This is a genomic window from Streptomyces sp. NPDC000594 (genome assembly GCF_040299965.1).
Taxonomy (GTDB): Bacteria; Actinomycetota; Actinomycetes; order Streptomycetales; family Streptomycetaceae; genus Streptomyces.
Map to the genome: position 1 here is coordinate 339,922 of NZ_JBEPCY010000001.1, position 19,111 is coordinate 359,032.

The following is a 19,111-nucleotide window of genomic DNA, read 5'->3' on the forward strand; positions in this document are numbered from 1 at the left end:
CGTTTCGGTGATCGCTCCGGCGGGGTCACTTGACTCCGGCACGATCCAGGCGATGCAGTCGTTTTGTCATATTTACCCACCATTCTTCCGCTCGGGTGTCAGAAAGAGCCAGAAGAGTCAGGAAGAGTCAGGAAGCCACGCCATGACCCGGCGTATGCCCATGTGTTCCCGTCCGGTGGCCGCCCTCTGCGCCGCCGTCCTGCTCATCGCGGGCGGCGGCTGCGCCGCCCCGGCCCCCGGTGGCACCGACCCCCGCGCCGACGCCACCCCGCCCCCCGCGCCCCGGCGCGGCTTCACCCTCGTCGCCACCGGCGATGTCCTGCCCCATGACTCCGTCATCCACCAGGCCCGGATGGACGCGGGCGGCGACGGCTACGACTTCGCGCCCATGCTCGCCGCCGTCGCCCCCGTGGTCTCCGCCGCCGAGGTCGCCATCTGCCATATGGAGACGGTCTACGGCGCCGACGGCGACTACCGCGGCTACCCCTCCTTCACCTCACCGCCCCAGGTGGCCGCCGGGCTCGCCGCCACCGGTTACGACTCCTGCTCCACCGCCTCCAACCACTCCCTGGACGACGGCGCCGAGGGCATCGGACGCACCCTGGACGCCCTGGACGCCGCCGGAGTGGCCCACCACGGCACCGCCCGCAGCGCCGCCGAGGCCGCCCGCCCCGCCTGGCTGACGGCGGGCGGGGCCAAGGTCGCCCATCTCTCGTACACCTATGGCACCAATGGGTACCCGCTGCCCGAGGGGCGGCCCTGGGCCGTGAATCTGATGGACGGTGAACGGATCGTCGCCGACGCCCGCGCCGCCCGGAAGGCGGGGGCCGATGTGGTCGTCCTCAGCCTCCACTGGGGCACCGAGTGGCAGACCGAACCCGATGAGCACCAGCTCGCACTGGCCCGCTCCCTCACCGCCGCCACCACCCTGGGCCGCCCCGACGTGGATCTGGTGCTCGGTACCCATGCCCACGTTCCCCAGGCCTACGAGAAGGTCAACGGCGTCTGGGTGGTCTACGGCATGGGCGACCAGATCGCCGGGCCGATGTTCGACTACACCGGGGCCTTCGACGGACGCGGCAACCAGGGCTCCATCGGACGCTTCACCTTCGCCCCGCCCCGGCACGCGGGGGCCCGCTGGCAGGTCACCCGGGCCGAGTACATCCCCCAGTGGTACGACATCGGCGCGGGCCGGGTGGTCCATCTCCCCGAGGCCCTGGCGCGGGAACCGGAGAGCGAGGAGTACCAGGACGCCCAGGGCTCCATCCGGGACGCCGTCCTCGGCCGGGGCGCCGCCGCCGACGGACTCACCATGGGCCGCTGAAAGACCCGCCGTCACCCGACCACCGGCCGCTGTCGCCCGACCACCGGACAGAACCCGCCGTCACCCGTCCACCGGACAGAACCGGACGGAAAACGTCACTCGTACACCAGTCAGTGTTTCGTACGACTGCTCCCATCGGGTGCTTTCGGCCGGGGCCGCGTGTTGATCATCGGTGCGGCGCGTACTCCGTGCGAGCTGTTGGTCATGACGAAGGATCAGATGTCACCGGACCGCCGCTCGGCGCTCCGGCTCGCCGCCTGCTTCGGCGCCGCCGCGGCGGGGCTGCTGCTCACCGAGGGCTGTGCGCCCGCGGACCCGTCCGGCCGCTCCGCCACCACCACCGGCGCCGGGGGACCGATGGGGGAGAGCGCCGCGGGTACGGGGGCCACGGGGGCTACGGGAGGAGGCGCGGGAAGCGCGGGAGGTGTCACGGGGGCGGGCGGGTCGGCGGGCGTGACCGGGGCGGCGGGGCCCCCGCCGGCCGGCCGGACGACCGTCGCGGCCGGCTACCGCCTCCAGCCCATGACCGCGCATCTGCCCCCGCTGCGCCGGACCCCGCCCCCGGTCCGCCACCGCCCCTTTCTCCGCCTGCCCGAGAGCGGCGGGCGCACCATGGTCCTGACCTTCGACGACGGTCCCGACCCCCGCTACACCCCCGCCGTGCTGCGCACCCTGCGCCGCTACGGGGTGCGGGCCATGTTCTTCGTCTGCGGCGAGATGGTCGACGCCCGCCCCGACCTGCTGCGCCGGCTGGTCGACGACGGGCATGTGATCGGCAATCACTCCTGGTCGCACCCGCTGATCCCCCGGCTGTCGCCCGCGGGCATCCGCAGCGAACTGGGCCGTACCAGCGAGGTGATCGAGCAGGTCTCGGGGCTGGCGCCGCTCTGGTACCGGGCCCCCTTCGGAGCGTGGAACCGCCACTCCTTCGAGATCGGCGCCGAGCTGGGCATGGAACCCCTCGGCTGGACGGTCGACACCCTCGACTGGATGGAACCGGGCGCCGGCACCATCGTCAGCCGGGTCCTGGACGGCGCGGGACCGGGGGTCGTGGTGCTCTCGCACGACGCGGGCGGCGACCGCTCGCAGAGCGTCACGGCGCTGCGGAACTATCTCCCCCGGCTGCTGGAGAGCGGCTACCACCTGTCGGTGCCCCGCCGCTGAGGGCCCCGTCCGCGGGGCCCGGTGTGCGCCCCGGGCCCCGCGGAGGGGGGATCAGCCGCCGCCGGCCGGCGGCGTGCCGGGCGGCGCGGGCCGGCGGACGCCGCCGGTCATGGCACCAGCCGGGCGAAGACCACGACATTCCCGGCGTATCCGTCCCGCCGGGACCAGCCGCCCCCACAGGTGATCACCCGCAGCTCGGCATGGCCGGTGTCGCCGTAGACCTCGGCGGCCGGGAAGGCGTCCTTGTCGACCACCTCCACCCCGTACACCTCGAAGACGGCCGTCCTGCCGTCCAGCCGGGGCACCTCCACCCTGTCCCCCCGGCGCACCGAGCCGAGGCCGTAGAAGACGGCGGGGCCGGTGCGGTTGTCCACATGGCCGACGACGACCGCGGTGCCGCGCTCCCCGGGGCTGACCCCGTTCTGGTACCAGCCCGCGATATCGCGGTCCTCGGGGGGCGGGGCCTCGATCCAGCCGTCGGCGTCGAGACCGACATGCATCAGCGGGGCGTCGACGCGCAGGGCGGGGATGCGGATGCGTTCGGCGGGCGATGCGCCCAGCGCCCCCGCCGGGACCAGCGGGGCGAAGGTCTCCCCGGCGCGCTGGTCGAGCGCGGCGGCGGCAGCGGGCTGGGGCGGCCCGAGGGAGACATCGGCGCCGTTCTTCATCAGGGCGATCCCGCTGAGTATCACCAGGGCCAGCACGCCCCAGGGCGAGTGCCTGCGGCGCAGTTCCGGGTCGTGGTACTCCGCGCCCATGACTCTCCTTCCTCGTCCCGTTCGCGGCCTGTGCGAACCCGTGGACACGCTAAGTGACGATCTGAAGGGGTGCGAGGAGGGAAGGGCGAACGGGTGGTCGCGTCCACTCGGGGTGGGCCGTTCGTGTCATCGGTGCGACGATCCGCCCGGCCCGGCCGTGACCTGCGGCTCCACCGGATCGCCCCGGCGTGTCGCCGGTGTGTCGCGCGGGTGGGCCGTCACCGGGGTGGATCAGTTCCGAAATGCGGGGTCGACGGGGTCAGGTGATGGTTCGTCATGGAGGACGTACTCGTCGAATCCCCGGAGCGCCGCTTCGGTGCGTCTTCTTCTGGAGGTTCACGACCATGCGTGCTTCACGCGCTCTCGCAGTGGCCGCCGCTGTCGTGGCGGTTACCGGACCGGCCGCCCCGGCGGCGGTCGCGGGCGGCGACCGGCAGGACGCCGTCCATGTCTCGGTCAGTCCCCACCATGTCCACCAGGGAGCCACCCTGACCATCACCGTCCACGGCTGCGGCCGGGGCGGCGGCACCATCTCGTCCAACGCCTTCCCCCACATCAGCCTGCACCGGGGCGGTGACGGCCGTGGCGGTGACGGCCGCGGTGGTGACGGCCGGGGCGGCGACGGTCGCGGTGGTGACGGTCGCGGCGGCGACGGCCGGGGGGAGAACCGGGGCGACGAGCGGGGCGAGGAACGCGGTGAGAACCGCGCCGGCGACCGGACCGACAATCGCGGCGGGGACGGCAGGGACGGCGCGGGCCGGGGCGGCGACGGAGGCGGGGACGGCCGGGGCGGCGACGGCCGCGACACCCTGTCGGTCGGCGCACGGATCCATGACCACGCCGCGCCGGGCCGCTACAACCTGGTGGTCCGCTGCGACAACACGTCGAATGTGGCGACCGCCCAGTTCATCGTGGTCTCCGGCCGGGGCACCCGGGGCGGTCTCGGTGGCTCGCTGGAGCCCGACACGGCCGAGATGGCCGTGGGCGCGGGGCTGGTGGCCACCGCGGCGATCGGCGGCACCGTCTTCCTCGCCCGCCGCAGGCGCACCGTCGGCACCCGGGCCTGACCGGCCGTGAACCTCCCGGCCGGGCACGGGTGACACCGCCCGCCGCCTCCGGGTCCCGGCCAGGACCCGGAGGCGGCGGGACCCCTTCCGGTGCCCCGTGCCCCGGCCGGGACCGAAGACGACGGGCGTTACGGACGCCCGGGGAGGGCGCGGTGCGGGGACGCGGAACGGACGTACTGACGTACTGGCGTATGGACGTACGGACTGTGGACGTGGGTGTACGGGGCAGGGGGCGGGGGCGCGGATTCAGTGGCGGCGGTCCTCCGGAGTCCGCCGGCGGATCAGGAACCCGGCCGAGGTGAGCGCGGTCAGCACCAGCGCGGCACCGATGGCGACCTCCGTGGCATCGATCTCCCCGACACTGCCGCCGAGCCCCCCGCGCACCCCGAGCGGAGTGGCCGCGGGGCTCACCGTCACGGTGGAGCTGATCGTCGGGGACGAGGTGCCGCCCGAGACGGTGACGGTGAAGGTGCCCCGCTGGGCGCCACAGGTGAACTGCACCGAGTGCGCCGTGCCCGGCCGCGCCGCCGTGCTCACCGTGACCCGGGTCGAGGTGCCGGGCCGGATCGTCACGGCGTCGAAGAGGGCGGACGAGGCGGTGGCGGTGGTGGCACAGCCGCTGGCGGACAGCGCGACGGACCCGCCCGGTGCCACCACCGACGGGCTCACGGTGAAGAGCGGGGACGTCTGTCCGCCCGCGCCCGCGGCCCGCGCGGCGGCCGTCGCGGTGGGTGCGGCCAGGGCGAGTGCGGCGGCCGACAGGGCGGCGGCGACGGACGTGGCACATATCGCGCGCATGTGATCCTCCGGGTCCCCGAGGAGCAGCAGCGGAACCGATATCCGCACAGGAGCGCAGAATGCCCCTCGTCCCGCGCCACGCTAGGAGCCGCCCGGGGGGCCCGCGATCTCTGCCGGGCGAATGGGGCATGGGCGTAGGCCGGGCGGAGGACACGGCACCCCGTCCCCCTGTCCCCGCCTCCCCGCCTCCCGGCCTCCCGCCCCCTGCCCCCGGCTCCGGGCCTCCCCGCTCTCCTGCTCCCGGCCCCGGGGGTCCCGCTCCCCGGCCCCGGCGGTCCCCGGAACTCCGCCCCAAGATTCTTCGGCGCGGCTTTGAACAGACCCCCGCCCCCGCCCGTACCCAGTACCGACAACGGCGCGACCGGCGCCGGCGAAGGTCCGACGAAGACCCACGGGAGTGGACATGAACACCTGGCGGAACGCCTCGCTCGCGCTGACAGCGGCGGCCGTGCTCGTACTGACGACGGCGTGCGGCCAGGACAAGGGCGACGGGGATACCAAGAGCGAGTCGGTCGGCGCGGCCGGTCAGGCGCAGCCCGGCTCCGGCGCCTATGGCTCCTCGGACGGGGGATCGTCGGCCGCCCGGCCCGCCGGGCAGCTCGCCGCCCGGGACACCCCCAAGCTCGGCCGGGTCGTCACCGACAGCGCGGGCTTCACCCTCTACCGCTTCGATAAGGACACCGCCTCACCGCCCAAGGCCACCTGCGAGGGCGAGTGCGCGAAGGCCTGGCCCGTGGTCACCGCCGAGGGCGCGGCGCCCGCCCCGGGCGTCGACCGGTCGCTGCTGGGCACGGTCACCCGGAGCGACGGGACCAAGCAGCTCACCATCGCCGGCTGGCCGATGTACCGCTTCGCCCAGGACACCAAGCCCGGTGACATCAAGGGCCAGGGTGTGGGCGGTACCTGGTTCGCCTCCGCCCCCGACGGCAAGAAGGCGGCGCCCGGTGCCGCCGGTGACGGCCAGGACGCGGACACGGGTGACGGTGCCGGGCAGGACGCGGACACCGGTGACGGCGACGGAACCGCCGCCCGGCCCGGTCTGTCCACCCGTCAGGACCCCAAGCTGGGCGAGATCGTCGTGGACCGGAACGGAATGACCGTCTACCGGTTCAAGAAGGACACCGCCTGGCCGATGACGACGAAGTGCACCGGTGCCTGCCTCGATAAATGGCCGGTTGTCGCCCCCGTCGCCAAGAACGACACCGAGGGCATCCGCAAGAAGGGCTATGTCACCTTCAAGCGTCCCGACGGCATCCAGCAGCAGACCATCGACTGCTGGCCGCTCTACACCTTCGCCGGGGACAGCAAGCCCGGTGACATCAAGGGCCAGGGTGTGGGCGGTACCTGGTTCGCCGTCTCCCCCCAGGGCAAGCTCGTCGGCGCGCCTCGGTAGACCCGGACCGGACATCTCCCGTACATCTTGCGTACAACGGGCGTACATCCTCCGTACACCGGTCCGATACCCACCCGAACAGCCGGGCAACGGACATCCGGCGGCCCGCCGCACCCCCTCGGGGAGCGCGGCGGGCCGCCGTCATGAGGCCATGTGACCAAGAACGGACCGCGAATTTCCGTTTGGACTCGCTCAATTGGCGGTCGATCAGTAGCCTCGGCTCGAACACTGGCCATGCACATGGCCGGACTTCCTCCGTGGCGACTTGTTGGAGACATCGATGGAGCGTCCCGCCTGGGCCTCGCCCGGCATCGACATCTCGGTGCCGAGCGTGTCCCGTATGCACGACTACTACCTGGGCGGCGCGCACAACTTCGCAGCGGACCGCGCGGCGGCCCGCCGGGCCCTGGAGTGTCTGCCCGGACTCCCCAGGACCGTCCGGGCGACCCGTGCCTTCACCCGGCGGGCCGTGCGGTACGCGATCGGCGAGGGCATCACCCGGTTCCTCGACATCGGCTCCGGCATCCCCGCCCACGGCGGCGTCCATGAGACCGCCCTCAAACTCAGCCCCGACGCCCGGGTCCTGAGCGCCGACCACGACCCCGTCGCCGTGGCCCACGCCAGAGCGCTGCTCCAGGACGAGCCCCGGGTCGACGTCGTCACCGCGGACCTGCGAAGACCCCGGCAGATCCTGGAGAGCCCCGAGGCGCGGCGGCTGCTCGACCCCGGGCTGCCCTGCGCCCTCCTCCTCATCGGGGTGCTGGAATTCGTCGAGGACGCGGACGACCCGTACACCGCCGTCGCCACCCTCCGGGACGCGCTCGCCCCCGGCAGCCTCCTCGTCATCGCCCACAGCGCCCGGGACGGGATGCCCGTCCCCGAGGAGCGGGCGGCCCGGATGGCCGAGGTGTACCGTGACATCCGCCATCCACTGATCATGCGGACACAGGATCAGACAGCCCGGTTCTTCGAGGGGTACGAAATGGTCGAGCCCGGACTGGTGTCCCCGCCGAACTGGCGGCCCGACGCCCCCGCCGAGCCCGAGGATCCCTACGCCCACGCGGGCTTCGCAGGGGTGGGGCGCTCGGCGTGATGGCGCCTTCGCACGCGTTGGGCTCGCCGGTGGACCCGGACAGCCCCGAGGACAGACTCCGCAGATTCGCCACCATCTGGAGCCGGGCGGTCTTCCCGGTCACCGCGACCTCGCTCACCCGCGCCGAGGTCGAGGAGGATCTGCTGCCCCTCGCCCGGATGCTCAGCGACACCCTGCACGCCCGGGTCTTCGACCCCCGCTCCGCCCACCGGATCGGCGCGGCGCTGGTCGACGCCCACTGCACCGACCCCGAGGCGCTCAGCCGCACCCTCGGCGTCATCGACGCCTATCTGGTGCTCTACTGCGGCGCCGACCCGGCCCCGCCGGCCCCGGGCGAACCGGCCGCCGAGGAGAGCCGGGCCCGCTGCGCCCGCCTCCAGCACGCGTTCGCCGCCGGATACGCCCAGGCCCTGCGCGAGCGCACGCTCGCGGAGCAGGAGGCCATCGCCCGCTCCACCCTCCAGGCCCGCACCGACGCGGTGAACGCCCTGCACGACACCGAGACCCGGCTCCGGGCGGTCTTCGAGGGCGCGGCCATCGGGATCGGCATCGCCGACCTCGAAGGCCAGGTGCTGGAGGTCAACGAGACCCTGACCCGGATGTTCGGCGGACTGGAGAACCATGTCCGGGGCAAGAAGGTCACCGAGTGGGCCCACCCCGAGGACCGGCCGCATGTCTGGCAGCTCCACCGTGAGCTGATCCGTGGTGAACGGGAGCACTTCCGGGTGGAGAAACCGTTCTTCCGGAACGACGGCACCGTGCTCTGGACCAATCTGACGGTCTCCCTGCTCCGGGACGCCGAGGGCCGGCCGCAGTACCAGCTCGCCCTGTTGGAGGACACCACCGAGCGCCGGCTGCTCAACCTCCGGCTGCGCTACGAGGCCACCCATGACGCGCTGACCGGACTGCCCAACCGGACGCTGTTCTTCGAACGCCTGGAGAAGGCCCTGGCCATCGGGGGCGAGAGCCGCTTCGGCCTCTGCTATCTCGACCTCGACGGCTTCAAGGCGGTCAACGACAGCCTCGGCCACGCCACCGGTGACCGGCTCCTGGTCGAGGTCGCCGACCGGCTCCAGAGCTGTGCCACCGCCCCCGGCGAGATGGTGGCCCGGCTCGGCGGCGACGAGTTCGTCGCCCTCATCACCGGTACCGACACCCAGCACGAGGTCCATGAGCTGGCCGCGCGGATCCTCGCCGCGCTGCACTCCCCGATCCGGGTGGACGGCCGGGAGTTCTCCGTCCGGGGCTCCATCGGCATCGTGGAGGGCCCGGCCCGCGAGCGCACCACCGCCGAGGTGCTGCGCAGCGCCGACATCACCATGTACCGGGCCAAGTCGGCCGGTGGCAACCGCTGCGAGACCGCCGATCCGGAGCTGGACGCCCGGGCCATCACCCGCCACGGGCTGACCACCGCGCTCCCCGCCGCCCTGGAACGCGGTGAGTTCTTCATCGAGTACCAGCCCCTGGTCCATATGGGGGACGGCCGGGTGCACGGCGCCGAGGCCCTGGTGCGCTGGTCCCACCCGACCCATGGGGTCCTCGGGCCCGACCAGTTCATCCCGCTCGCCGAACACACCGGACTGATCGTGCCGCTCGGCCGCTGGGTGCTCCAGGAGGCGGTGCGCCAGGCCCGGTTCTGGCAGGAGCACCACCCCGCCGACGGTCCGCTGCGGATCAATGTCAACCTCTCGCCCACCCAGCTCCACCACCCCGGTCTGGTCACCGACACGGTGGCGGTCCTGGAGGGCTCCGGGCTCGCCCCCGGCACGCTCTGTCTGGAGGTCACCGAGTCGGCGCTGATCGGCGCGGACGAGGGGCTGCTCAGACCGCTGCGGCAACTGGCGGAGCTGGGTGTCGACATCGCCCTGGACGACTTCGGCACCGGCTACTCCAACCTCGCCAACCTCCGCCGGCTGCCGGTGAGCGTGCTCAAGCTGGACCGCTCCTTCACCCAGGGCATGCAGCGCCTGCCCGTCGACCCGGTCGATGTGAAGATCGTGGAGGGCATCGTCTCGCTGGCGCACAGCCTGGAGCTGGCCGTCACGGTGGAGGGCGTGGAGACCGGGGCCCAGGCCGATCAGCTGCGGGAGCTGGGCTGCGACACCGCCCAGGGGTGGTACTACGCCCGCCCCGGCCCGCCGGAGCATCTGCACACCCTGGCCCTGGCCGACGCCACCTGAGACCGCCCCGGACCCGAGACCGCCCCGGCCCGTACCCGTACGGGCCGGGGCGCGTCCCCCCGTACCGAGGAACCTCTGTTACGGGGGGCTGCCGCCGGCCGGGAGTCCCGACCCCGGGAAGGCGCCCGCGTCCCGCGAGTCCAGCAGCAGCCGCTGAAGCTCCCGCGCCGCCCGGGGCGGCGCCACATCGCTCCGGTGCGCCAGCCCGATCGTCCGCCGCAGCCCCGGGCGGGCCAGCGGGGTCACCCGGATCCCCGGCCCGGCCCGCCCCGCCACCATGCTCGGCACCACCGCACTGCCGAGCCCCGCCCGGACGAACCCCAGCACCGCGTCCATCTCCCCGCCCTCCACGGTGAACGACGGCTCGAACCCCTCCGCCCGGCACGCCCCCACCGTCAGCTCCCGCAGGTCGTACCCGTGCCGGAACATCACCAGCGGCTCGTCCCGCAGCTCCGCGATCCGTACCGGTCCCCGGGGCGCGGGCGTCGACGAGGCCGACACCAGCACCAGATCCTCGTGCAGCAGCTCCACCGTGGTCAGCGCCGGGGAGCCGGGCGGCAGCGGCAGCACGATCAGCGCCAGATCCAGCGCCCCGCGCGCCAGCTGCCGTACGAGATCGTGCGAACCACCCTCCTCGATCAGCAGCCGGATCCCCGGATGCCGCTGGTGGAAGACCATCAGCAGCTCCGGCAGCAGCCCGGTGCAGAGGCTCGGGGTCGCCCCCAGCCGCACCCGGCCGCGCCGCAGCCGGGCCAGCTCCTGCACCTCCTGCCGGGCGGTGTCCGCGTCCGCCAGGATGCGCCGGGCCAGCGGCAGCAGGGCCTCCCCCGCGTCCGTCAGCGCGATATTTCCCCGGGCCCGGCTGAAAAGCTCCGCCCCCAGCTCCTTCTCCAGCGCCCGGATCTGCTGGGAGAGCGAGGGCTGCGCCACATGGACCCGCTCGGCGGCCCGGGTGAAATGCCGGGTCTCGGCGACGGCCACGAAGTACACCAGCTGCTGGAACTGCATGGACCCATGCTAGCCCGCCATAGATCCTTCCTATGGAGATCAGCGTGACCATGTCTTGGAACTCTTGACCCCTCTCGCCCTACGGTTTCCCCATGGCTCTGGCATCGCGCACCGAACAACGCCCGGCGGGCCGAAAACCGCCCCCGCGACGATCCTTCTGGGGATCGACCGTCGGCAAGAAGACCGTCATGGCCGTCAGCGGCCTGATCATGCTCGGCTATCTCGTCGCCCATGTGGTCGGCAACCTCAAGGTCTTCTTCGGCCCCGAGGAGTTCAACGCCTACGGCCACTGGCTGCGCACCATGGGCGCCCCCGTACTGCACCGCGAGTGGGCCCTGTGGGGCGTACGGATCCTGCTGGTCGCCGCCGTCGTCGCGCACGCCGTCTCCGCGTACCAGCTCAGCAGGCTCGACCGCCGGGCCCGCCCCACCGCCTACGTCCACCGGCGCCGCCGCGCGAGCTACGCCACCCGCACCATGCGCTGGGGCGGGGTGATCATCGCCCTCTTCATCGTCTGGCACATCCTCGATCTGACCACCCTGACGGTCAACGAGAACGCCCAGCACGGCCACCCGTACGAGAATGTGGTCGCCACCTTCTCCACCTGGTACGGCAATGTCATCTATCTGACCGCGATGGCCGCCGTCGGACTCCACATCCGCCACGGCTTCTGGAGCGCCGCCCAGACCCTCGGCGCGGGCAGTGCCCGCCGCGACCGTGCCCTCAAGGCGACGGCCAACGGTCTCGCCCTCGTGCTGACCGCCGGCTTTGTCGCCGTCCCCGTCGCCGTCATGACCGGAGTGGTGAGCTGAGATGGGCCACGACTACACGCAGTACACGACCGGCGACCCGATCGCCGACACCCGGGCCCCCGACGGGCCGATCCATGAGCGCTGGGACCGCCGCCGCTTCGAGGCCAAACTGGTCAACCCCGCCAACCGGCGCAAACACACCGTCATCGTCGTCGGCACCGGACTCGCCGGGGGCGCCGCCGGGGCCACCCTCGGCGAGCAGGGCTACCAGGTCGAGCAGTTCTGCTACCAGGACTCCCCCCGCCGCGCCCACTCCATCGCCGCCCAGGGCGGCATCAACGCCGCCAAGAACTACCGCAACGACGGCGACTCGGTGCACCGACTCTTCTACGACACGGTCAAGGGCGGCGACTTCCGGGCCCGGGAGTCCAATGTCCACCGGCTCGCCCAGATATCCGTGGAGATCATCGACCAGTGCGTGGCCCAGGGCGTGCCCTTCGCCCGGGAGTACGGCGGACTGCTCGACACCCGCTCCTTCGGCGGCGTCCAGGTCTCCCGTACCTTCTACGCCCGGGGCCAGACCGGACAGCAGCTGCTCCTCGGCGCCTACCAGGCACTCTCCCGGCAGATCGCCGCGGGCACCGTCACCCTGCACGCCCGTACCGAGATGCTCGACCTGATCGTGGTCGACGGCCGGGCCCGCGGCATCGTCGCCCGTGACCTGGTCACCGGGGAGATCACCACCCACTTCGCGGACGCGGTGGTGCTGGCGACCGGCGGCTACGGCAATGTCTTCTATCTGTCGACCAACGCCATGAACTCCAACGCCACCGCCATCTGGCGGGCGCACCGGCGCGGCGCCCTCTTCGCCAACCCCTGCTTCACCCAGATCCACCCCACCTGCATCCCGCGCACCGGTGACCACCAGTCCAAGCTGACCCTGATGAGCGAGTCGCTCCGCAACGACGGACGGATCTGGGTGCCGAAGGCCGCCGGTGACCGGCGGCCCGCCCGGGAGATCCCCGAGGACGAACGCGACTACTACCTGGAGCGGATCTACCCCTCCTTCGGCAATCTGGTCCCCCGGGACATCGCGTCGCGCGCCGCCAAGAACGTCTGCGACGAGGGCCGCGGGGTCGGCCCCGGCGGCGAGGGCGTCTATCTCGACTTCGCCGACGCCATCGCGCGCATGGGCCGGGACAAGGTGGAGGAGAAGTACGGCAACCTCTTCGAGATGTACGAGCGGATCACCGCCGAGAACCCCTATGAGGTGCCGATGCGGATCTACCCCGCCGTGCACTACACCATGGGCGGACTCTGGGTCGACTACGACCTCCGGACCACCGTGCCCGGCCTCTTCGCCATCGGCGAGGCCAACTTCTCCGACCACGGGGCCAACCGGCTCGGCGCCTCCGCGCTGATGCAGGGGCTGGGGGACGGCTACTTCGTCCTCCCCGCCACCCTCAACGACTATCTCGCCCGGCTCCCCGCCGGGGAGCGGCCCGACGCCTCCCACCCCGCCGCCGTCGAGGTCCTCGCCGAGACCGAGGACCGGCTCCATCTGCTGCTCGCGGTCGGCGGCGACCGCACCCCCGACTCCTTCCACCGGGAGCTGGGCGAGCTGATGTGGGAGTTCTGCGGAATGGCCCGCAGCGAGAGCGGTCTGCGCAAGGCGCTGGAGCGGATCCCGAGGATCCGGGAGGAGTTCTGGCGGCGGATCAAGGTGCCGGGGACCGGCGCCGAGTTCAACCAGTCGCTGGAGAAGGCCAACCGGATCGTCGACTATCTGGAGCTGGCCGAGCTGATGTGCCTGGACGCGCTCCACCGCGCCGAGTCCTGCGGCGGCCACTTCCGCGAGGAGTCCCAGACACCCGACGGCGAGGCGGCCCGCCGGGACGAGGAGTTCGGCTACGCCGCCGCCTGGGAGTTCACCGCGACCGGTGAACCTCCCGTCCTGCACCGGGAAGACCTGGTCTTCGAGTACGTCCACCCCACCCAGCGGAGCTACGCATGAGGCTCACCCTGCGCGTCTGGCGTCAGCGCGACGCGGGCGCCCCCGGCGCGATGGCCACCTACGAGGTCGACGGGATCTCCCCGGACATGTCCTTCCTGGAGATGCTGGACACCCTCAACGAGGAGCTGATCCTGCGGGGCGACGACCCCGTGGCCTTCGACCACGACTGCCGTGAGGGCATCTGCGGCGCGTGCAGCCTGGTCATCAACGGAGACGCGCACGGCCCCGAGCGCACCACCACCTGCCAGCTCCATATGCGCTCCTTCCGGGACGGGGACACCATCGACGTGGAGCCCTGGCGGGCCGCCGCCTTCCCGGTGATCAGGGATCTGGTGGTCGACCGCACCGCCTTCGACCGGATCATCCAGGCGGGCGGCTACATCACCGCACCGACCGGCGCCGCGCCCGAGGCGCATGCCGCGCCGGTACCCAAACCGGACGCCGACTTCGCCTTCGAGCACGCCGAGTGCATCGGCTGCGGAGCCTGTGTGGCCGCCTGCCCCAATGGCTCGGCGATGCTGTTCACCTCGGCGAAGGTCAACCATCTCGGGGTACTGCCGCAGGGCGCGCCGGAGCGGGAGTCCCGGGTGCTCGACATGGTGGCGACCATGGACGACGAGGGGTTCGGCGGCTGCACCCTGACCGGGGAGTGCGCCACCGCCTGCCCGAAGGGGATTCCGCTGCCGTCGATCGCCGCGATGAACCGCGAGTGGCTGCGCGCCCAGCGCAGGGCGAGGAGCTAGCCCGCCCGATTCTGGTCCTGTTGCCCCTGGGCCGCCGGTCCCTGGTCCTCCTGCCCCCGCTCCGCCGGGCGGTGGCCCGCGAGGGCGGACGCCAGGAACCGCGCGGTCCGGCCGCGCCCCGCCGAGGCCACCTCGGCGGGGGTGCCCTCCGCGACGACCCTGCCGCCCTCGCCGCCGCCGCCCGGCCCCATGTCGACCACCCAGTCCGCGCCCGCCACCACATCCATGTCGTGCTCCACGACCAGCACCGTGTGCCCGGCGTCGACCAGGGCGTTCAACCGCCGCATCAGGACCTCCACATCGGCCGGGTGCAGCCCCGTCGTCGGCTCGTCCAGCACATACAGGGTGTGCTCCCGGACCGTCCGCTGCACCTCCGACGCCAGCTTGATCCGCTGGGCCTCACCGCCGGACAGCTCCGTCGCGGGCTGCCCGAGCCGCAGATGGCCGAGGCCCACATCGAGCAGCGCCCCCAGGCTGCGCGCCGCCGCCGGGACATCCGCGAAGAACTCCGCCGCCGCCTCCACCGACAGCTCCAGCACCTGGGCGATGTCCAGCCCCCGGTAGCGGACCTCCAGGGTCTCGGGCCGGTAGCGGCTGCCCCGGCAGTCCGGACAGGGCGCGTAGCTCCGGGGCAGGAACAGCAGCTCCACGGAGACAAAGCCCTCGCCCTGGCAGGTCTCGCACCGCCCGCCCGTCACATTGAACGAGAACCTGCCCGCGCGGTAGCCGCGCCGCCGGGCCTCCTCCGTCGCGGCGAAGAGCTTCCGTACGGTGTCGAAGAGCCCGGTGTAGGTCGCCAGATTCGAGCGCGGGGTACGGCCGATGGGCCGCTGGTCGACCGTGATCAGCCGGCCGACGCCCGGGGTCTCCGGGGTCACCGCACCCACCAGCGTCGACTTGCCGGAACCGGAGACCCCGGTGACGGCGGTCAGCGCGCCCAGCGGCACCGACACCTCGACATCGCGCAGATTGTGCCGGGTCACCGGGCCGATCCTCAGCCGGCCCGACGGCTGCCGCTCCCTCCGTGCGGGGGCGGGGGAGCGGTCGAAGAGAAAACGCCGGGTGACCGATTCGGTCACCGGGGCCAGCTCCTCGACCGGGCCGCTGTGCAGCACCCGTCCGCCGTGCTCGCCCGCCCCCGGACCGACATCGACGAGCCAGTCCGCGCCGCGCACCACCTCCAGATGGTGTTCCACCACGAAGACCGAGTTGCCCGCGGCCCGCAGCCGCCGCACCACCCGGATCAGCGCCTCGGTGTCCGCCGGATGGAGCCCGGCGGAGGGCTCGTCCAGGACATAGACCACGCCGAAGAGGCCCGCCCGCAGCTGGGTGGCGAGCCGCAGCCGCTGGAGTTCCCCGCTGGAGAGGGTGGGGGTGGGGCGGTCGACGCTGAGATAGCCGAGGCCCAGCTCGGTGACGGTGCCGATGCGTGCCAGCAGATCGGCCGTCAGGACCCGCGCGCTCGCCCCGCCGTCCGGGACCCCGCCGTCCGGGACCCCGCCGTGGTGGTCCCGGCCCGGTGCGCCCCCGGTGCCTCCTGAGGCCTCCGTGCCCCCGGTGCTTTCGGCGCCTTCCGTGCCGTCCGTGGTCTCCGCGGCCAGCACCTCGGCCAGCGCGGTCAGGGGCAGGGCCGCCAGCTCCGCGATGGACCGCCCGGCGAAGGTGACCGCCAGCGCCTCCGCGCGCAGCCGCCGCCCACCACAGACGGAACAGGGCGTACTGGTCAGAAAGCGCTCGGCCCGCGCCCGCAGCGCCGGGCTCCTGGAGTCGGCGAAGGTGTGCAGCACCAGCCGCCGGGCGCTGCTGTAGGTCCCCTGGTACGGGCGCTGGATCCGCCCCGCCTCCCGGACCGGGTCCACCGTGACCACCGGCTGTTCGTCGGTGAAGAGGATCCACTCACGGTCCCGGGCGGACAGCTCCCGCCAGGGCCGGTCGATGTCGTACCCCAGCGCGTCCAGCACATCGCGCAGGTTCTTCCCCTGCCAGGCGCCCGGCCAGGAGGCGACCGCACCTTCACGGATCGACAGTGCGGGGTCGGGGACGAGCAGTTCCTCGGTGGTGTGGTGGACCCGCCCCAGACCGTGGCAGTCCGGGCAGGCCCCGGCGGCGGTGTTCGGTGAGAAGGCGTCCGAGTCCAGCCGGGGCGCCCCCGGCGGATAGTCGCCCGCGCGGGAGAAGAGCATGCGCAGCGAGTTGGAGAGGGTGGTGACGGTGCCGACCGAGGAGCGCGATGAGGGGGTCGAGCGCCGCTGCTCCAGTGAGACGGCGGGCGGCAGCCCGGTGATCTCGCCGACGGCGGGCGCGCCCACCTGGTGGATCAGGCGCCGGGCGTACGGTGCCACCGACTCGACGAAGCGCCGCTGGGCCTCGGCGTAGACGGTGCCGAAGGCGAGTGAGGACTTTCCCGACCCGGAGACCCCGGTGAAGACGACCAGGGCGTCCCGGGGGATGTCCACGTCGACATCGCGCAGATTGTGTTCCCGGGCGCCCCGGACACGGATATAGGGATCAGGGGTACCGCTGTGCATAACGGACAATCCTAGGATCGAGGGCCGGGCGGCCGGCGGCCGGGCCGGTGCCGGGGGACCGGAGCGGCCCTGCGATGATGTTCGATACGGCGCTCTGGGCCGGGCGGGGGCCGGGTATGGGCCGGGGGAGTGACCGGCGGGCCGCCAGGGCCCGTTGTCGGGTTGGCCATTTCTTGTCTTGACGCCACCCTGTGAGACCGCTGTGGCCCACCCGCGAACCGGTCATAACCGGAGAAATCCCTTGCTCCCCGGGTTTGCGCCCCCTGTCGGCCCGTACGGGTCGGTCCGGACGTGCGCCCTTCTTCCGCCCCCGGGGCCCCCGATGCGCCGTCAGGGGTCGCACCCATCGGTACGGGCGGTTTCACCGCATCTGTTCCCGCGCCGGTCCCGAGTCGATATCTGGCTGAAGATGTTCGGTCCCATGCGGAAGTGGATGGTCCGGATTCAGCGGTTGCCCACCCTCGCGGCGGCGGGGCCCCGGGGCCTCGCCGTACCGCGCCCGGTGCAGGTCAGCCGGTGTCCTCCAGCCGGAATCCCACTTTCAGGCCCACCTGGACATGGGCGACCCGGCCCTCCGAGAGATGGCCCCGGATCTCCGTGACCTCGAACCAGTCGAGCCCGCGCAGGGTTTGACCGGCTCGCTCGATGGCCTGGCGAATGGCCTGATCCACTCCCTCAGGAGATGTGCCCACAATCTCAGTCACGCGATACGTGTGATGGGACATACCTTCGCACTCCTCTCGCTACACTCTCTTCACACGCTCTCCACCGTGCCCCATCGAAAGGTGGTGCGCGAGGCGTCGATTTAGGGCTTGACCGGCACTTTGGTACATACCAAAATCCAGCCACACCCGTGCGAGCCTGGAGTGCGCTCCCCCAACGGGCTCACGTCTCCATGCCCCCTGAAGGTGAACGCTGTGAATATCCGACCCCTCCCGTCGTCCCTCGCCCTCGTCGGCGCGCTCGCCCTCACCGCCGGCTGCGGACTCATACCGGGCACCGGCTCGGACCAGCGCACTGTGGAAATATGGCTGATGCAGGACAGCGTCTCCGACGAGTTCCTGGACCGGTTCGTCAGCGAGTACGAGAAGGAACATCCCTCGATCCAGCTGAAGGTCACCTTCCAGCCCTGGACCGGCATCGGCAAGAAGGTGAACGCCGCCCTGGAGGGCGAGAACACCCCCGATGTCATCGAGGTCGGCAACACCCAGGTCCCGCAGTACGCCGAGAGCGACGCCCTGATGGACCTCACCCTGGAGTCGGTCCGGGACCTCGGCAGCGAGGACTGGCTGCCCGGTCTGAAGGACCCCGGGAATGTCAACGGCTCGCAGTTCGGCGTCCCCTGGTACGCCGCCAACCGCGTCGTCATCTACAACAAGGACCACTTCGCCAAGGCCGGCATCAAGAAGCCGCCGATGACCCGCGAGGAGTGGCTGACGATCTCCGAGCAGCTCAACACCGACGGCAACCAGGGCATCTACCTCGCCGGACAGGACTGGTACACGCTGGCCGGGTTCATCTGGGACGAGGGCGGCGACCTCGCCGTCGAGGCGGGCGGCGCCTGGGACGGATCCCTCCACACCGAGGAAGCGCTGCGCGGCATGGAGTTCTACAAGGAGCTCCAGGGCCATGGCAGGGGCCCGAAGAACGCGGACGAGCAGAAGCCGTCGCAGGCCGAGGTCTTCGCCAAGGGCGACGTCGCCCAGCTGATCGCCACCCCCAGCGCGACCAACGTCATCCTGGAGGCCAACCCCAAGCTGAAGGAGAAGCTCGGCTACTTCAGCATCCCCGGCAAGACGGAGGACAAGCCCGGCGCGGTCTTCACCGGCGGCTCCGACCTGATCATCCCGGAGAAGTCGGGCGAGCGCGCCGCCGCCGTCGAGGTCGTCAAGGCGCTGGCGAGCGAGCGCTGGCAGACCGACCTCGCCCGCACCATGAACTACGTGCCCAACAAGGAGGCGCTCGCCAGCGTCATCCAGGGCCAGGAGAGCACCGCCGCGATGGCGGCGGGCGCGGCCTCCGAGAAGAGCAAGGCCACCCCGACCTCGCCCAAGTGGGCCGATGTCGAGGTCGACAACCCCATCAAGCCCTATATGACGAAGGTGCTGGAGGGGGCCGACGCCAAGCGTTCGGCGCGCGAGGCTTCGGAGAAGATCACCTCGCTGCTCGCGCCGGGCTGATCCCGCGCACCCGGTGCCCCGGAGGCGTACAGGACGCCTCCGGGGCACCGGTGCATCCGGCCGCGCCCGGGGTCCCGCGCGGTGCGTGCGGTCGCCCCGGGCCGCCCGG

The 19,111-nt window shown here is 72.3% G+C and carries 15 protein-coding genes; 10 read left to right on the forward strand and 5 right to left on the reverse strand.

Features of this window, described 5'->3' with window-relative positions; genetic code table 11:
- The first annotated feature begins 154 nt into the window (after window positions 1–154).
- Window positions 155–1,324 (forward strand): CapA family protein, encoded by a 1,170-nt coding sequence (locus ABT354_RS01135; protein WP_502983303.1) that lies wholly within the window; start codon window positions 155–157, stop codon window positions 1,322–1,324.
- Between the two features lie 204 nt (window positions 1,325–1,528).
- Window positions 1,529–2,488 (forward strand): polysaccharide deacetylase family protein, encoded by a 960-nt coding sequence (locus ABT354_RS01140; RefSeq protein WP_351487216.1) that lies wholly within the window; start codon window positions 1,529–1,531, stop codon window positions 2,486–2,488.
- 107 nt (window positions 2,489–2,595) lie between these two features.
- Here the strand turns inward: ABT354_RS01140 and ABT354_RS01145 are convergent, their stop codons facing one another.
- On the reverse strand, window positions 2,596–3,246 hold the full coding sequence (locus tag ABT354_RS01145; protein ID WP_351487218.1) for a class F sortase: 651 nt from the start codon (window positions 3,244–3,246) through the stop codon (window positions 2,596–2,598).
- 344 nt (window positions 3,247–3,590) lie between these two features.
- On the opposite strand from ABT354_RS01145, the gene ABT354_RS01150 reads away from it, so the two are divergent.
- Window positions 3,591–4,313 carry a hypothetical protein gene (locus tag ABT354_RS01150; RefSeq protein ID WP_351487221.1) on the forward strand — a complete coding sequence of 241 codons (723 nt, stop codon included), beginning with the start codon at window positions 3,591–3,593 and terminating at the stop codon, window positions 4,311–4,313.
- A 246-nt stretch (window positions 4,314–4,559) separates the two neighbouring features.
- Here the strand turns inward: ABT354_RS01150 and ABT354_RS01155 are convergent, their stop codons facing one another.
- Window positions 4,560–5,111 carry a hypothetical protein gene (locus ABT354_RS01155; RefSeq protein ID WP_351487224.1) on the reverse strand — a complete coding sequence of 184 codons (552 nt, stop codon included), beginning with the start codon at window positions 5,109–5,111 and terminating at the stop codon, window positions 4,560–4,562.
- Between the two features lie 403 nt (window positions 5,112–5,514).
- On the opposite strand from ABT354_RS01155, the gene ABT354_RS01160 reads away from it, so the two are divergent.
- The 3 genes from ABT354_RS01160 (at window position 5,515) to ABT354_RS01170 (ending at window position 9,777) form a co-directional block, all read left to right on the forward strand.
- The gene (locus ABT354_RS01160; RefSeq protein WP_351487226.1) at window positions 5,515–6,504 is read left to right on the forward strand and encodes an SCO0930 family lipoprotein; all 990 of its coding nucleotides are present in this window, start codon (window positions 5,515–5,517) and stop codon (window positions 6,502–6,504) included.
- A gap of 280 nt (window positions 6,505–6,784) precedes the next feature.
- Window positions 6,785–7,597, forward strand: a complete 813-nt coding sequence (locus ABT354_RS01165; RefSeq protein WP_351487228.1) for an SAM-dependent methyltransferase — start codon at window positions 6,785–6,787, stop codon at window positions 7,595–7,597.
- Entirely contained in the window at window positions 7,597–9,777 is a 2,181-nt protein-coding gene (locus ABT354_RS01170) for a putative bifunctional diguanylate cyclase/phosphodiesterase (RefSeq protein ID WP_351487231.1), read from the forward strand. The genes ABT354_RS01165 and ABT354_RS01170 overlap by 1 nt, the downstream gene beginning before the upstream one ends.
- A 78-nt stretch (window positions 9,778–9,855) precedes the next feature.
- On the opposite strand, the gene ABT354_RS01175 is transcribed toward ABT354_RS01170, so the two are convergent.
- Window positions 9,856–10,785: a LysR family transcriptional regulator gene (locus ABT354_RS01175; RefSeq protein ID WP_351487232.1), complete on the reverse strand. Its 930-nt coding sequence runs from the start codon at window positions 10,783–10,785 to the stop codon at window positions 9,856–9,858.
- Between the two features lie 92 nt (window positions 10,786–10,877).
- On the opposite strand from ABT354_RS01175, the gene ABT354_RS01180 reads away from it, so the two are divergent.
- Genes ABT354_RS01180 through ABT354_RS01190 form a run of 3 tightly spaced genes read left to right on the forward strand, consistent with a single transcriptional unit; the run spans window position 10,878 to window position 14,294 of the window.
- Window positions 10,878–11,597 carry a succinate dehydrogenase gene (locus tag ABT354_RS01180; protein WP_351487235.1) on the forward strand — a complete coding sequence of 240 codons (720 nt, stop codon included), beginning with the start codon at window positions 10,878–10,880 and terminating at the stop codon, window positions 11,595–11,597.
- A gap of 1 nt (window position 11,598) precedes the next feature.
- On the forward strand, window positions 11,599–13,551 hold the full coding sequence (locus tag ABT354_RS01185) for a fumarate reductase/succinate dehydrogenase flavoprotein subunit (protein WP_351487238.1): 1,953 nt from the start codon (window positions 11,599–11,601) through the stop codon (window positions 13,549–13,551).
- Window positions 13,548–14,294: a succinate dehydrogenase/fumarate reductase iron-sulfur subunit gene (locus ABT354_RS01190; RefSeq protein ID WP_351487241.1), complete on the forward strand. Its 747-nt coding sequence runs from the start codon at window positions 13,548–13,550 to the stop codon at window positions 14,292–14,294. The genes ABT354_RS01185 and ABT354_RS01190 overlap by 4 nt, the downstream gene beginning before the upstream one ends.
- On the opposite strand, the gene ABT354_RS01195 is transcribed toward ABT354_RS01190, so the two are convergent.
- Complete coding sequence (locus ABT354_RS01195; RefSeq protein ID WP_351487244.1) at window positions 14,291–16,822, reverse strand: ATP-binding cassette domain-containing protein; 2,532 nt, start codon at window positions 16,820–16,822, stop codon at window positions 14,291–14,293. The two genes, ABT354_RS01190 and ABT354_RS01195, sit on opposite strands and share 4 nt — an antisense overlap.
- Window positions 16,823–17,331: 509 nt before the next feature.
- Window positions 17,332–17,547 carry a dodecin gene (locus ABT354_RS01200; protein ID WP_351487247.1) on the reverse strand — a complete coding sequence of 72 codons (216 nt, stop codon included), beginning with the start codon at window positions 17,545–17,547 and terminating at the stop codon, window positions 17,332–17,334.
- Between the two features lie 192 nt (window positions 17,548–17,739).
- On the opposite strand from ABT354_RS01200, the gene ABT354_RS01205 reads away from it, so the two are divergent.
- On the forward strand, window positions 17,740–19,002 hold the full coding sequence (locus ABT354_RS01205; RefSeq protein ID WP_351487249.1) for an extracellular solute-binding protein: 1,263 nt from the start codon (window positions 17,740–17,742) through the stop codon (window positions 19,000–19,002).
- The last annotated feature ends 109 nt before the right edge of the window (window positions 19,003–19,111 follow it).